This is a genomic window from Clostridium sp. OS1-26 (assembly GCF_030915445.1).
GTDB lineage: Bacteria > Bacillota > Clostridia > Clostridiales > Clostridiaceae > Clostridium_AM.
Window position 1 is genome coordinate 460,540 of sequence record NZ_CP133264.1, and the last position, 15,406, is coordinate 475,945.

A 15,406-nucleotide genomic window follows, 5' to 3' on the forward strand; every position below is an offset into this window, starting at 1 on the left:
ATTCCTAATACACAACAATTTTAGGAACATATATGTTATTAAATAAAAGTAAACAGTAATCATCACTCATGCCAGATATATAATCTGCGACACCTCTATATAATCCTTCTTTTTCAACAATATCTATGTAAAATTCAGGCATCTTATCTGGATTCTTAAGAAAATAATTAAACACTTGCTCTAACACAAACTTTGCCTTATCTCTCTCTGTTTTAAGAACAGTTCCCATATAAACTTTTTGAAACATAAAAGTTCTAAGCTCTGCTAGAATTTTACCCATTTCATCGCTTAGAGAAACCTTGATTGCACCTTTGCTTATATTGTCTATAGTTGTATATATACAATCTTTAACCAGTGTATCTATCCTTTGTCCATGCGTATTTCCTAATACTTTTATTAAATTTAATGGAAGTTCTTCCTCACTTAAGAGCTCAGCTCTTATAGAATCATCTATATCATGATTCACATAGGCTATTTTATCACTATACCTGACCACTTGCCCTTCTAATGTATGTGCCTTTGAATCAGAATTAGAAAAACCGCTGTGATGCAATATTCCATCCAATACTTCTTCAGTGAGATTTAACCCTTTTCCCTGTCTCTCTATTTTTGTTAAAACTCTTATACTATTTTCATTATGTCTAAACCCCTCTGGTAAAAGTTTGTCCAGAACTTCTTCCCCATTATGAGCAAAAGCTACATGCCCAATATCATGACCTAAAGCAATAGCTTCAATTAAATCCTCATTTAGTCCAATCCCTTTCCCTATAGTTTTAGCTATTTGAGATACTTCGAGAGTATGGGTAAGTCTTGTTCTATAGTGATCTCCCCAGGTTTTTATATATACTTGCGTTTTATGTTTAAGTCTTCTAAAAGATTTACTATGTATAATTCTATCTCTGTCAACCATAAATGAGGTTCTAAGTTCATCATTGTTTTCTTCAAAATTTCTTCTCTTTGAATTAGAAGAGAACGTTGCCTCTGGAATTAATATAAGTTTTTCGTTTTTTTCTATTCTCTCTCTTAAAATCATATAAATCACCTAAATAAATTATTCTATATATATATTTAAAACTCCTTTTTTTTAATGAAAATGTATATTGTAAGGATTTTCTTAATATTATTATAAAGAAATAGCTTTTAAGGAGTGTTAATAATGCCTTATGCGGCTAAAAAATATAATTTAGATTTATTATCTGAAAAAAACGTAAAAAAATACGTACTTCCACACTATAACCTTAATGAAGCAGAAATATCCAGAATTAAGTTCAAGGATACGGACAAGCAAAGGGCAGTATATAAAATAGGCTATAATGATAAAAGTTATTGCTTGAAAAAGGTTTACTTTTCAAAGGAGGACCTACTTTTTGTTTATTCTGCAATAGAGTGGTTATTTAGAAATAATATTAAAGTACCTAAGATACTTTCTACAAATACAAATGACAGATTTGTTAACTATAATAATATGTTGTTTATACTCACTCCATGGATAGAAGGTGAAAAATGCAATTATGACCTTAAAGAACATATTTTATTGTCAATAAATAATCTTGCCCGAATGCATAAGTCATGTAGAAAATTTACGCCTATAGAAGGAAGTACTATGAGAGGAAGCTTTGATAGTATAAATATTTCAATAAGCAAACATTTTCACCAACTGTTATCTTGTTCTAATTTAGCATTTAGGTATGGAGACAAGTTTTCAAAACTATTTTTACAAAACTTTGAAAACAATCTATTTTTAGCAGAAATAGCTGCGCAGGTATCATCAACTATAAATAATAATAATCTAAGTAAATCACTGTGCCACTTAGATTATGTAAATAAAAATATAATATTTGATGATAAAAAAAACACCTGGGTAATTGATTTCGATAAATGCAGCACTGATTATTGCACTCACGATATATCTTATTTTTTAAGAAGACTTTTAAAAAGAGATAGTACTAACTGGGATTTGGACCTTACTTTAAACTGCATAAATATTTACGAAAAAATTTGTCCTCTCACTCTAGATGAATACAAATATATTCTAGCATACTTGTCCTTCCCTCAAAAGTTTTGGAAAATATCAAAAGACTACTACAATAATATAAAGAAATGCAACCATAACTCTTTCTTTTACTTATTAAAGAAGACAGTACAAAGAGATACCGAACACTTAAATTTTGTAATAGATTTTGGTAAACATATAGAAAATAAATTTAATACTCGAATAACATAAACTAAAACCCTTGAAAGTTTCAGGGGTTTTTAATTTTTCTTTATTAATATAAATAATTACTATAATTAAATAAAGAATAAGAAAGTACAATATAAGTTACTCTTTCTTAATATTGTACTTTCTTTTTATTATCTAACTTTTAGAATAAAGGCCGAAAACTGATAGTCAACCATGTACTTGACGTCATTAACCTATACCAGTACTTTTACTCATTAGATTACATCAAAAAAGCTCATTTGATCACTTTCAGGAAGACCTTTTAAGCAGCCAAACTTTTTAAGCGAGTCTATAGCAGAATTCCCGATCTTAGCACGTTTTTTTAGATCTTCTATAGAGCTGATAGGCTTTCCTTCTTGTTCTGCTTCTTGGACCGCATTATATATACCTTCTGCTGCCACGTTTCCCATACCGGCTATACTGCTTATAGGTGGCCTTATGCCATCCTCCTCCATTAAGAAGTTTATGGCATGAGATTTATATAAATCAATTGGTAAGAAATTAATGCCCCTCTCATACATTTCTAAAACCAATTCCAAGTCATCATACATATCCTTATCCTTAGGACCCGCTTGATTACCCATCATTTCAATTTCCTTCATTTTTTCCTTAACTTTCTCTTTGCCGAATATCATAAATTCTGAATCAAAGGCTTTTGCTCTGATGGAGAAGTATGCTGAATAATATGCCTTAGGTATGTGAACCTTAAACCAAGCTATTCTGAATGCCATCATTACGTAGGCAGCAGCATGGGCCTTAGGGAACATGTATTTTATCTTTTTACAGGATCCTATGTACCACTCTGGCACCTCGTGCTCCCTCATTAAAGCCTCATATTCCGGAAATTTTGGGTCTTTTAATGCCTTTCCCTTACGCACCAACTCCATTATCTTAAAGGCTGAATTTGGTGGCAGATTTTGTTTGATAAGATAAACCATGATATCATCTCTGGTACATACTGCTTCACTTATGCTGGTAACTATTTTTTGATCGATCAAGTCCTTAGCATTTCCAAGCCACACGTCAGTACCGTGGGAAAGTCCTGATATACATATTAAATCCATGAAGGTTTTTGGCATTGTATCTAAAAGCATTCCTCTTACGAACTTAGTACCAAATTCAGGAATACCAAAGGTTCCTACCTTGGAATTTATCTGCTCTGGCGTTACTCCTAAAGCTTCCGTTGATGAAAATATAGACATAGTAGCCTTATCATCCATCGGTATGGTTTGAGGATCCACTCCCGTTAAATCCTGCAGCATTCTTATTACTGTAGGATCGTCGTGGCCCAGTATATCTAGCTTCAATAAGTTCTGATCAATAGAGTGATAGTCAAAATGTGTTGTTATAATCTCTGAATTTGGGTCATCAGCTGGATGCTGTACAGGGCAAAATTCAAAAATTTCTCTTCCCTTAGGTACAACTATGATTCCACCAGGGTGTTGCCCTGAAGTTCTTTTTATACCTGTACAGCCCTTTGAAATTCTGAGGACTTCCGCCTTGTTTACTGAAATATTTTTTTCATCATAATACTTTTTCACATATCCAAAGGCTGTTTTTTCTGCTATGGTACCTATGGTTCCAGCCTTAAAGGTTGTGCCCTTTCCAAAGATAACCTCTGTGTATTTATGGGCTTTTGCCTGATACTCTCCTGAAAAGTTTAAGTCTATATCCGGCTCCTTATCTCCATTGAAGCCTAAGAAGGTTTCGAAAGGGATATCTATACCGTCCTTAGCTAAGTTTTCTCCACAAACAGGGCAAGCCTTATCTGGCAAGTCAAAGCCAAGTTTAATGCCGTAATCCTCAAAGTCTGAATACTTGCATTTTGGACACCTGTAATGTGGCGGCAGAGCGTTTACTTCCGTTATACCGGTCATATATGCAACGACAGATGAACCAACAGATCCTCTGGAACCTACCAGATAACCATCCTCATTTGATTTCCAAACCAGCTTTTGAGCTATAATGTACATCACGGAGAAACCATTTTTTATAATGGAATCCAGCTCTTTCTCTAGTCTTTTCTGAACAAGTTCAGGAAGTGTATCTCCATAAAGCTCATGAGCCTTTTCAAAAGTAATATCCTTAATGGTCTGCTCACAGCCATCTATGTGTGGTGTAGCTTTATCTGGCGAAATAGGACTAATCTGCTCACACATATCTGCTATCAAATTGGTATTTGTTACAACAACCTCATAGGCCTTTTCTGCTCCTAAATATGAAAATTCTCTAAGCATCTCCTCAGTAGTTCTTAAATATAATGGAGCCTGATTATCTGCATCCTTAAAACCCTGTCCTGCCTCCAGTATACGTCTGTATATCTCATCCTCAGGATCCATGAAATGAACGTCTCCTGTGGCAACTATAGGTTTATTTAATTTTTCTCCAAGAGCTACAATTTTTTTATTGATTTCCTTTAGATATTCTTTATTAGGAACCTGCTCTTGCCTTACTAAATAATCATTGTTTCCAAGAGGCTGGATTTCTAAGTAATCATATTCCTCAGCAATAGCTTCAATTTCCTCATCGGATTTTCCAAGAAGTATTGACTGATACAATTCCCCTTCACTGCAGGCACTTCCAAGAATTAAGCCCTCAGAATATTTTTTTAACATGCTCTTTAATATACGCGGTTTTTTATAAAAATAATCTAAATTAGAATAGGATACTAGTCTATATAAATTCTTTAAGCCCTCATAATTCTTTGCGAATATTATTGCATGATAAGTTTTAAGCTTTTTATAGGCTTCCTTCTTTGCAACTTCATCAGATCCGTATACATCTATATCCTCAAGAGTTTTTGCGCCTCTTTCCTTTAACTTTTCAAGCATTATCTTAAAGACCTTAACTGTGGTATCCACGTCATCTAAGGCTCTATGTGCAACCTCTACCTTTATACCAAGGTTTTTAGCGATTCTTCCTAATTTATAGGTTTTAAATTCAGGGAAGAGTTCCTGAGCTAAGGTCAAGGTATCCAAATATGTGAAGTCGAAGTCATATCCTAAAACTTTTGCATTATGCTTTAAAAAGTTTATATCAAATCCAGCATTATGGGCAACCAAGACACTTCCCTCAATAAACTCCAGCATTTTAGGAAATACCTTATCTATGGTTTCTGCATCCTTTACCATATCATTAGTTATATTTGTAATCTCTACAACTCTTGGTGGAATAGGCTTTTCAGGATTTACAAAACAGCTAAAGCTGTCTACTACCTTTCCATCCTTAAATTTCATAATTCCTATTTCAGTAATTTTTTCTGTTACTGGTGAAAAACCTGTGGTTTCTAAGTCTAACACACAATAGGTGGTATCTATACTCTGTCCCTTAGGGTTTGTTACAGAAGGTTTTTTATCTGGCGCTAAATAGGCCTCCACTCCATATATAACCTTCATGTCTGGATTATCTCTTCCAAGAAGCTTATGTGCATCAGGAAACGACTGCACCACTCCATGATCCGTTATGGCAATGGCTTTCATGCCCCAGCTCATGGCTCTCTTAATCAAATCAGAGGCACCGGTCATAGCATCCATCTGACTCATTTGTGTATGCATATGCAGTTCTACTCTCTTAACTTCAGCATTATCCTGCCTCTTAGTCTTCTTTATGCCTTCTGTTTCTATTATAATATTAGCGATCATCTCAACTTCACCAGAAAACTGGCTATAGCCTGCATTTCCAGCAATCCTAACACCTTTAGCTTTTTTAAGTCTAGATGTTACCTCACCCTCATCACCAGGCTTTAAAAAGGACTTACAGGTCATGGAGCTTGATCCGTCATATAAGTCAAAGGAAACTAATGTTTTTCCGCTTCTTAATTCCTTTGCCTCCATATTGGATATTTCACCCTCTAAAACTACCCTACCCTCATCTGGTGTAATATCTGTAATTTTTATTACAGGTTCCTTAATTTTAGAGCTTCTGCCTAATATCAAGAATGGATCGTCTTTTTTATCGGTGTTTTCTGCTTTTCCTTCTTGTTTCTTTTCCGGTTTCCATTCTTGTTTCTTTTCTGCGGCTTCCTTAGGCAACTTAGGAATATTATTGCTTGGTGCTGCCTTAATTTCCTTTTGAACAATCAGCAGTTCCTTTGCAAATGTTTCATCTTGCATTCTTATAAATTCTTCACAGCTTACATTATCAACAAAATTTATTTTATATGCTGTGCCGTACAAGTTTTTTATGGCATCATGAATTTTTTTATCATAGCCCATGGATTTTAAAAATCCTGATGCTGCCATATTAAAATTAAAATTTATGATATTTTCAACCACTTCATATTCACTATTATTTAGCACAGCTTTTAAGGCAGGATATTTATCCGCTACTGCAAATACAATATTTTGCAATTCCTCTTCTATGGGCTTTTTATTCGTTCCCTCAGCATATTTTACAGCTATTTTAGAATCTTTTAATACAAACCTTTCTTTTATAAACTTATTAAGACCTTCAAATTCTCTTATTTCAATATATTTATCTGAGCTGATTTTCATTTCCAGAGTTTTAGTTTTTTTGCTTAAGACTACCGATTCCACAATGGCAGTATTTATATTGCCCTCAGCTTCATAATCACTAAAAATTTCATTTATTTTTTTCATACTACCCTTTAACCTTCTCTCAAAAATTTTTAGTACGTTACTATTATATAAGATAGGCTTATGCTTTGTCATGTAGGAAAAAAATGTAAATACATAAAAAATCAGGAAAGTTTTCTGCAAATGGAGAAAACTACTTCCTGACTTTTTATCAACTTATTATTGATTTTACTTTACAGATTGTCTTGGATTTTTAACCTGTGACTGTGCTGCTGCAAGTCTTGCTACTGGAACTCTAAATGGCGAACATGATACATAGTCTAATCCTACATTGTGGCAGAATTCAACTGAAGATGGATCTCCACCATGCTCTCCACATATTCCAAGATGGATATCTGGTCTTGCTTTTCTTCCAAGCTCTGCAGCCATTTTAACAAGTTTACCTACTCCAACTTGATCTAATTTGGCAAATGGATCAGATTCATATATTTTCTTATCATAATAATCCTTTAGGAATTTGCCAGCATCATCTCTTGAGAATCCAAATGTCATTTGAGTTAAATCATTTGTTCCAAAAGAGAAGAATTCCGCTTCCTTTGCAATTTCATCTGCAGTAAGAGCTGCTCTTGGTATTTCTATCATAGTACCTACTAGATACTTCATATTAACGCCTGATCTAGATATAATCTCATCAGCTATTCTTACAACTATATCTTTTACAAATTTTAATTCCTTTAATTCACCAACAAGTGGTATCATTATTTCTGGAACAATATCATAACCTTTTCTCTTCTTAACATCTATAGCAGCTTCTATTATAGCTGTAGACTGCATTTCTGCCATTTCAGGATAAGATACTGGTAAACGACATCCTCTATGCCCCATCATTGGATTAAATTCATGTAATGACTCTACAGTTGATTTCAAATCCTCAAAGCTTATACCCATCTCTTTAGCTAAATCCCTTATATCTTCATCTTCCTGAGGTAGGAATTCATGAAGTGGTGGATCTAAAAGTCTAATAGTCACTGGTCTATCTTCCATAGCCTCATATATGCCAATAAAGTCCTCTTTTTGCATTGGTAACAGTTTATCTAAAGCCTTTCTTCTTTGCTCTTCTGTTTTAGATAATATCATTTCTCTAACTGCTGGTATTCTATCTTCATCAAAGAACATATGCTCAGTTCTACAAAGACCTATTCCCTGTGCACCAAATTTAATTGCCTGACTAGCGTCTCTTGGCGTATCAGCGTTAGTTCTAACTTTTAATGCTCTAATTTCATCAGCCCATGCCATATATATTCCAAAGTATCCGCTTATTTCAGGCTCAACAGTTTTAATTGCTTGACCATATACATTTCCTGTACTGCCATCAAGTGATATATAGTCTCCTTCGTGATATACTTTTCCAGCAACTTCAAACATTTTTGCATCTTCATTAATTTTTACATCTCCGCAGCCGGCTACACAGCATGTTCCCATTCCTCTAGCAACAACCGCTGCATGTGATGTCATTCCACCTCTTGCAGTAAGTATACCTTCAGCAGCTACCATGCCTTCTATATCTTCTGGTGAAGTCTCTAATCTTACCAATACTACTTTTTCTCCCTGTTCATGATGCATCTTTGCATCTTCAGCAGTGAAATAAACCTTACCACAAGCAGCTCCTGGTGAAGCTGGTAAACCTTTCGCTATCACTTGAGCATTCTTAATCTCATCTTGGTCAAAATTTGGGTGCAAAAGTGAATCCAATTGTTTAGGATCTACCTTTAGCATAGCCTCTTCTTTTGTTATAAGTCCTTCTTCAACCATTTCAACAGCTATTTTTAATGCAGCTTGAGCTGTTCTCTTACCATTTCTAGTTTGTAAGAAGTATAATTTACCTTGTTCTATTGTAAACTCCATATCTTGCATGTCTTTATAATGATTTTCTAATCTATTTGCTATATCCATAAATTGTTTATAGCAATCTGGTAAATCCTCATGTAATTTTGTTATCGGTTGAGGAGTTCTGATTCCAGCAACTACATCTTCCCCCTGCGCATTTATTAGATACTCTCCAAATATTAGTTTTTCTCCTGTGGCAGGATTTCTTGTAAATGCAACTCCAGTTCCTGATGTTTCTCCCATATTACCAAATACCATCGATTGGACGTTTACAGCTGTACCCCAATCACCTGGTATGTCATTTAACCTTCTGTAAACTATAGCTCTTGGATTATCCCAAGATCTAAAAACAGCTGTTACAGCTTCTAGTAATTGTTCTTTTGGTTCCTGTGGAAATTCTTTTCCCATTTCTTTTCTATATAAAGCTTTATATTTTTTAACTACATCTTTTAAATCTGATGCATTTAAATCTGTATCAAATTTTGCTCCTTTTGATTCCTTTGCTTCATCTAGTATGTCTTCAAATCTTCTTTTTTCGATTCCCATAACAACATCTGAGAACATTTGTATAAATCTTCTGTAAGAGTCATATGCGAATCTTTCATTGTTAGTAAGCCTTAGTAATCCTTCTACAGTTTCGTCATTTAATCCTAAATTTAATATTGTATCCATCATACCAGGCATAGAAGCTCTTGCTCCTGATCTTACAGAAACAAGTAAAGGATTTTCTATATTGCCAAATTTCTTTCCAGTTAACTTTTCTATATTAGACAGTGAAGTATAAATTTGCTCTACAATATCATTAGATAATTTTTTACCATCTTCATAATATTTGGTACATGCTTCTGTGGATACTGTAAATCCTTGCGGAACAGTTATCCCTAAATTTGTCATTTCTGCAAGGTTAGCCCCTTTTCCTCCAAGCAAGTTCTTCATGCTTGCATTCCCTTCGTTAAAAAGGTATACGTATTTTTTACTAGCCATAAAGTAACATCCCCTCTTTAAAATATTTTTCAGTGTTTTGTATATATTAACGGATGTTTATCCGTTATTTAAATTAACTATTTTCTCCCATTTTTACAAATAACCTTGTAATATTAGTTTTAGAAACTTTTCCTACAATTTTTACAGCTTCCTTTGTACCTATATATGTTTTTTCTACAACTGGAAGACTGTCTACTTCATGCTCCATAATTTTTAGAGCAGCTAAGTATGCAATATCTTCTTTTTCAACAAAAACTATGTTAGGCATTCTTGTCATTATTATACCTACTGGTACTTTATGAATATCCGTACCACCCATAGCTATTTTTAAAAAGTCCTTTCTAGATACGGCTCCAGTAAGTAATCCATTATTTTCAATGAATAATGTACCAACATCATTTAAAAATAAATGTACTATAGCGTCATATACAGTTGTATTTTCATCAACTACTACTGGCTTTGACATTATATCCTTTACTTTAATATTGCGAATATAATCGTAGATTAAACTATGAGAGGGCTTTTGGGAATATACATAACCTACCTTTGGCTTTGCTTCTAAAATGCCTGTCATAGTAAGAATTGCCAAATCTGGTCTTAACGCAGCCCTTGTTACACTAAGTTTAGATGCAAGCTGTTCGCTTGTAATAGGCTCTGTTTCTTTAACTAACTTTATTATTTGTTCTTGCCTCGGTGATAATTTAATAGTAATCACCCTCCCTCTTAATAAATAGCCTAAGGGATTTTTCCAAAGTAAAATAGTCTCCCTTAATTAGCTACACATCTTGTTGATATACTATATATTCGCTTGAAGCTAATTATAACACACATTTAAGCAAATAGTATAGCACTTTTAAAAATTTAGTTCTTTTTTTGAATTTTTTTTAAATGAATTATGTAATTTTCTGAAAAATATTTTATGGTGGCTAACCCCTGTAATTAATAATTATATATTAATTATATATTATAACATTATCACTAAATAGTATGTTGTATTATAAAATTTTAATTTTTTAACGCTATAAAAAGTCAGCAATAGAAATATTGTTAGCTGACTTTTTAATATGTTTTCTTCATTAGTATATTATTTATTTTTATTTAAATTTTCTTAGATTTATTCATGATTAATTTACATTTTTTTGTTAAGATTATTATTAAACTTAAAATTAACAGCTATTCTATATTTCATCATTAGTATTTTTTGCATTTTCAGTATTTGTATCTTCATTACTTATAGTTCCATAGGTTACAGTTCCGTAGGTTTTGCTTCCATCTTCTATATCTTCAAATTTTACTGTGTATTGATAAGTGTTTTCTTCTTTATTTTCTTCTTTATTTTCATTTTTATGTGTGAATTTCTCTTTCACCGAAGATGCTGCATCAACTACTTTTTCTTTTACATCTTTCATTGTATCTTTTACACTAGTTTTTATAATTTTATTTACAACCTCTACAGTTCCATCATCTTTAGTTATTTCTATTGTTACCTTTGTAACTACAGCTGTTAAAATTCCAATAGCAATGAGTGGAGGCCAAACTAAAACTGTTAGAGTTGCAGCGATTCCCGCATTTACTGGTATATCAACAATAACTTTATCATCTTTTTTAATTTTTATTCTATTAATATTACCCTTCTTAACTAGGTCTTTTAGCCAATCTAAGAACTCATCTTTCGTAGTATAAATATTATCCATAGTTGTTTTTTTGCTTTGCTCAATATATATTAATGCATCAACTACGTTGCCTTGAGAAGCTTCCAAAGCCTCTTTAGCTTCTGTATAGCTAACTCCAGTTCTTTCTCTTATAATGTCAATTTTGTCCAAAGTAATTTCACTCATTTTCTTCACTCCTTTTTATTAATTATATGAAACTCCTTCTCCTGTCGTCGAATGAGTAAGCGATCATATCAAAATCACAGATTTTGTATGTCTGCTTATATGAAGTTATAGAATTATTAGTTTAGCTTTATTTAGTTTACTTAAAACTACTCTTGGTTATTCTGAAAGTTTAATAGATAATTAAGAGTCTCTAAACTTTTTGGTTTTCTAAAATAGTTTTGAGATATAACTAAAGATAATATATTATACATTTCTTGTTTTATCTCTTTGGATAATGAAACTCTATAAACATTTTCTAATGATATTCTAGACAAATATTTTAGTGCATTATAAGTTCCTTGCTTCACATATATACCATTAGACCTTTCGCACTCTGAACAAACTCCTCCAGAATACTGTAAACTTATATAATCGCAGTGATTTAATTTTTTTCTACAGATACAACAATTTTCTAAATTAAATCCATATCCAGTAGCCTCTAAAACTTTTATTTCATAGGCTCTTGCCAAGGTTTCTATATCTACTGCTTTATTTTTTATAAGGTAAAAGGCTGTCACTAAATGTCTGAATAACTCTCTATTACTTTCTTCATCTTGCATACATATATCTATAAGCTCACAAAAATATGAAGCATATGTTAATGTATCTAAGTCGTTAAGTAAATCTTGAAAAGAGTCTATTATTACACTTTCATTTATTGTGTAGAGGCTTTTTCCTTTATAAACTACGTAATCACCGTAACAGAATTGCAAAGTAGTTGTAAATAAATTATTTCTACTTTTTTTGGATCCTTTTGCAATGGTGGATATTTTTCCTAACTTTTCACTGAAAAGCCAAACTAGTTTATCTGACTCTTTTATATCTTGTGTTTTAATGACTACAGCTCTAGTTTTAAATATAGACAGAAAATCATCCCCCAAATGCTTTATAGTTACTTTATGTTAAATTATTATTACAAAAAGATAAATAAACTTTCATGTTTTTTCACTACTTATATCCTAGTTCTTTCAGTATGTTCATACTGTCTCTCCATTCCTTCTTTACCTTTACCCATAGCTCTAAATAAACCTTACTTACAAGAAACTTTTCAATATCTTGTCTAGCGTAGGTAGATATTTTCTTTAGCATTGCCCCATTTTTGCCTATAATTATTCCTTTGTGGGAGTCTTTTTCACATAATATAGTTGCCTCAATATGATAGATTCCCTTTTCATCTTTTTTCATTGTCATAACATCTACAGCTATACCATGAGGGACCTCCTGTGAAAGAAGTCTTAATGCCTTTTCTCTAATAGTTTCTGCTACAATAAATCTTTCCTGCTGATCTGTAATCATATCTTCAGGATAATATTTTGGACCTTCTGGAATATACTCTACCATCAGTTTTTTTAACTTATCAACATTTTTTCCGTTTAATGCGGATATAGGTATAATCTCTTTGAAGTCAAAGACATCAGAATAATTTTTTAACGTCTCTGCAACTTTTTCTGCAGGGTTTTCATCAATTTTATTTAGAACTAAAAATACAGGTACATTACAGTCTTTTAACTGCTCAAGTATATATAGATCTCCTTTACCAACTTCTTTTTCAGGGTTGGTCAAGAAAAGTATTAAATCAACTTCTTTAATAGAATCCTGAGCAATTTTAACCATATATTCTCCAAGTTTATGTTTAGGCTTATGGATTCCTGGTGTATCTACAAACACTACTTGAAAATTCTCTTCTGTCAATATTGTTTGTATGTTATTTCTAGTAGTCTGTGGTTTACAGGATACTATTGATAATTTTTCTCCCATTATTGTATTCAATAATGTCGATTTTCCTACATTAGGTCTTCCTATAATTGTTACAAATCCAGATTTAAACATATATTCTCTCCTTACTTACCTAAGTCACCTTTAGTAAAAGCTCTTGGCAATGCTTCTTCTAATTCTTTTACTATATATTTACCTTTGCTTTAGCAATTATTATTTTTATATCTTCTGATGCAAATTCAGCTATTACCTGTCTATAAACAGAATTCTTGGCTTCAGGTGGAGTTTTGACTCCATCTGAAGCTTAGAAGTCGTTATCCAGGGACATAGCCGCTCTTTACTCCCACTTTGAGAAAAGCAGAGAACCAAAATCTATGATTTTGTGTGAATCGCTTTCACAGAGTGCGAGGGAGTATTAGAGCGGGTAAGTCATCGGATAAATTTCATATGTATATGAAACTCCTTCTTCTATCGTCGAATGAGTGCTCGCTGAGTAAGCGATTCACTTCAAATCAGAGATTTGAGTTCTCTGCTTAAGCGATCATATCAAAATCAACACGCTGTGTAAGTGACTATCACCAAATCAGCACTCTGTGTACGTGATCATCTCAAAATCATAGATTTTGGATGCCTACTTAAGCATATTTTTACCTGATATAAATAATTATATCCTAGGTGGTGTAAATAAATTATAACATTATTTTCATCTATTGCAATATTTTTATTTAATACAATTATTCCTGCTTTAAAGCCACAGCTATCCTTAATAATATACTATCCAAACACCCTAAATAGCAGCACTGTAATTAGAATTCCAAAGATTCCACCAGCAATAACTTCTATAATAGAATGAATTTCAGAATCCACTCTACTTTGCGCTACTATTAATGCAAGTAAATAACTCAAAATTACTACTGTTAACTGTCCGGTTGTAAGTGCTATAGTAGTAGCAATAGAGAAAGCTATAGTACTATGCCCACTAGGCATTCCCCCTTTTAGAGGCGTTCCTTCACCAAAGATTGCTTTTATTACTATAGTAGCAATGCATACAATCGCAAGTATAATAAATATTATATATGGATTCGAGCTTTTTATTTTTCTAATTAATATAAAATTTATATATTTTAACTTATCCCAAAATACAATATATCCAACAACTATTGCATTTACAGCAGTTACTAATACACCTCCTGCTGCCACATTTTTAGCAAGTTTGGCAAGAGGATGATAATAGTTAGTGGTGGCATCTACAGCAAATTCTATTGCAGTATTTAAAAGCTCTGCCATAATAACCATTGTTATCGTTATGGTTATAGCTAAAATTTCCATCTTAGTTAAATCATAAAAAAAGCAAGCAGTTAGAACAACCAGCGCTGCGATCATATGTATTCTCATATTTCTCTGGGTCCTAACTGCATATATTATTCCTTCTATGGCATAATTAAAACTATCTAATAGTTTTCTAACTTTCATTATCATCACCAACTTAAATTAAATTTATTAAATAATTACTTGTTAAGCATATGAAAATAAATAACAGGTCAAAGATGATAGTATATTTTGTGTCAGACAAGGAAACAGGTTCCGCTGATAGGTGGCTCCTATCAGTGGGTTCTGTTGACGAAGTATGACGCAAAATAGATTTTCATACTGGCTTGTTATTTATTTGAATGTGCCTTATCTAGTTAAATGAAATTTATTCAATATTTCCTCTTCTCTTTTTCTCATAACATCTTTCTCTTCTTCTTCCATATGATCATATCCAAGTAAGTGTAAAACAGAATGCACTGTAAGATATGCTGCTTCTCTTAAAAATGAATGCCCAAATTCCTTTCTCTGCTCTTCCGCTTTTTCCAACGACAAAACTATATCTCCTAATATCAAATTTCCGTTATCTAAATCACTTATGTGAAATTTATGATTTAAATACACATCTTTAAACACAGAGCCTTCAGGATACTCTAGCATTGGGAAAGAAAGAACATCTGTAGCTTTGTCAATATTTCTATTTTCTTTATTTATCTCTCTGATCTCTTCATTATCAACAAATATAACACTTACCTCACAAGGTATGTTAACTTCTTCCTCTTTTAATGCATACTCGATTACTGACTCTATAGTTCCTTCTAATTCTTCAGAAACACAAATTTTATCTTGCCTATTATCTATAAAAATCATTTTTCGCA

General features: G+C 32.5%; 10 protein-coding genes. 1 reads left to right on the plus strand and 9 read right to left on the minus strand.

Annotated features, from left to right (window positions below):
* Positions 1-4: 4 nt before the first annotated feature.
* Positions 5-1,033, minus strand: coding sequence for a deoxyguanosinetriphosphate triphosphohydrolase (locus RCG18_RS02280; RefSeq protein WP_308039826.1), 1,029 nt, complete (start codon positions 1,031-1,033; stop codon positions 5-7).
* A gap of 123 nt (positions 1,034-1,156) precedes the next feature.
* Here RCG18_RS02280 and RCG18_RS02285 point away from each other — a divergent pair, with 123 nt between their 5' ends.
* Positions 1,157-2,224, plus strand: a complete 1,068-nt coding sequence (locus tag RCG18_RS02285; protein WP_308039827.1) for a CotS family spore coat protein — start codon at positions 1,157-1,159, stop codon at positions 2,222-2,224.
* Positions 2,225-2,436: 212 nt separating this feature from the next.
* On the opposite strand, the gene polC is transcribed toward RCG18_RS02285, so the two are convergent.
* The 8 genes from polC to ybeY all read right to left on the minus strand — a co-directional run bounded on the left by polC (position 2,437) and on the right by ybeY (position 15,398).
* Entirely contained in the window at positions 2,437-6,819 is a 4,383-nt protein-coding gene (gene polC, locus RCG18_RS02290; protein ID WP_308039828.1) for a DNA polymerase III subunit alpha, read from the minus strand.
* Positions 6,820-6,984: 165 nt separating this feature from the next.
* Complete coding sequence (gene ppdK / locus RCG18_RS02295; RefSeq protein WP_308039829.1) at positions 6,985-9,627, minus strand: pyruvate, phosphate dikinase; 2,643 nt, start codon at positions 9,625-9,627, stop codon at positions 6,985-6,987.
* Between the two features lie 73 nt (positions 9,628-9,700).
* Positions 9,701-10,342, minus strand: coding sequence for a helix-turn-helix transcriptional regulator (locus RCG18_RS02300; RefSeq protein ID WP_308039830.1), 642 nt, complete (start codon positions 10,340-10,342; stop codon positions 9,701-9,703).
* A 463-nt stretch (positions 10,343-10,805) separates the two neighbouring features.
* The gene (locus RCG18_RS02305) at positions 10,806-11,465 is read right to left on the minus strand and encodes a DUF4342 domain-containing protein (RefSeq protein ID WP_308039831.1); all 660 of its coding nucleotides are present in this window, start codon (positions 11,463-11,465) and stop codon (positions 10,806-10,808) included.
* Between the two features lie 146 nt (positions 11,466-11,611).
* Positions 11,612-12,385, minus strand: coding sequence for a DNA repair protein RecO (recO, locus tag RCG18_RS02310; RefSeq protein WP_308039832.1), 774 nt, complete (start codon positions 12,383-12,385; stop codon positions 11,612-11,614).
* Between the two features lie 67 nt (positions 12,386-12,452).
* Positions 12,453-13,334, minus strand: coding sequence for a GTPase Era (era, locus tag RCG18_RS02315; protein WP_308039833.1), 882 nt, complete (start codon positions 13,332-13,334; stop codon positions 12,453-12,455).
* Between the two features lie 660 nt (positions 13,335-13,994).
* Positions 13,995-14,693, minus strand: coding sequence for a diacylglycerol kinase (locus tag RCG18_RS02320; RefSeq protein ID WP_308039834.1), 699 nt, complete (start codon positions 14,691-14,693; stop codon positions 13,995-13,997).
* Positions 14,694-14,897: 204 nt separating this feature from the next.
* Positions 14,898-15,398 carry an rRNA maturation RNase YbeY gene (ybeY, locus tag RCG18_RS02325; RefSeq protein WP_308039835.1) on the minus strand — a complete coding sequence of 167 codons (501 nt, stop codon included), beginning with the start codon at positions 15,396-15,398 and terminating at the stop codon, positions 14,898-14,900.
* Positions 15,399-15,406: the final 8 nt, after the last annotated feature.

Bases quoted from the DNA above. Each gene is read 5' to 3' on its own strand.
- RCG18_RS02280 (WP_308039826.1), bottom strand. From the start codon at position 1,033: ATGATTTTAAGAGAGAGAATAGAAAAAAACGAAAAACTTATATTAATT.
- RCG18_RS02285 (WP_308039827.1), top strand. From the start codon at position 1,157: ATGCCTTATGCGGCTAAAAAATATAATTTAGATTTATTATCTGAAAAA.
- polC (WP_308039828.1), bottom strand. From the start codon at position 6,819: ATGAAAAAAATAAATGAAATTTTTAGTGATTATGAAGCTGAGGGCAAT.
- ppdK (WP_308039829.1), bottom strand. From the start codon at position 9,627: ATGGCTAGTAAAAAATACGTATACCTTTTTAACGAAGGGAATGCAAGC.
- RCG18_RS02305 (WP_308039831.1), bottom strand. From the start codon at position 11,465: ATGAGTGAAATTACTTTGGACAAAATTGACATTATAAGAGAAAGAACT.
- era (WP_308039833.1), bottom strand. From the start codon at position 13,334: ATGTTTAAATCTGGATTTGTAACAATTATAGGAAGACCTAATGTAGGA.
- RCG18_RS02320 (WP_308039834.1), bottom strand. From the start codon at position 14,693: ATGAAAGTTAGAAAACTATTAGATAGTTTTAATTATGCCATAGAAGGA.
- ybeY (WP_308039835.1), bottom strand. From the start codon at position 15,398: ATGATTTTTATAGATAATAGGCAAGATAAAATTTGTGTTTCTGAAGAA.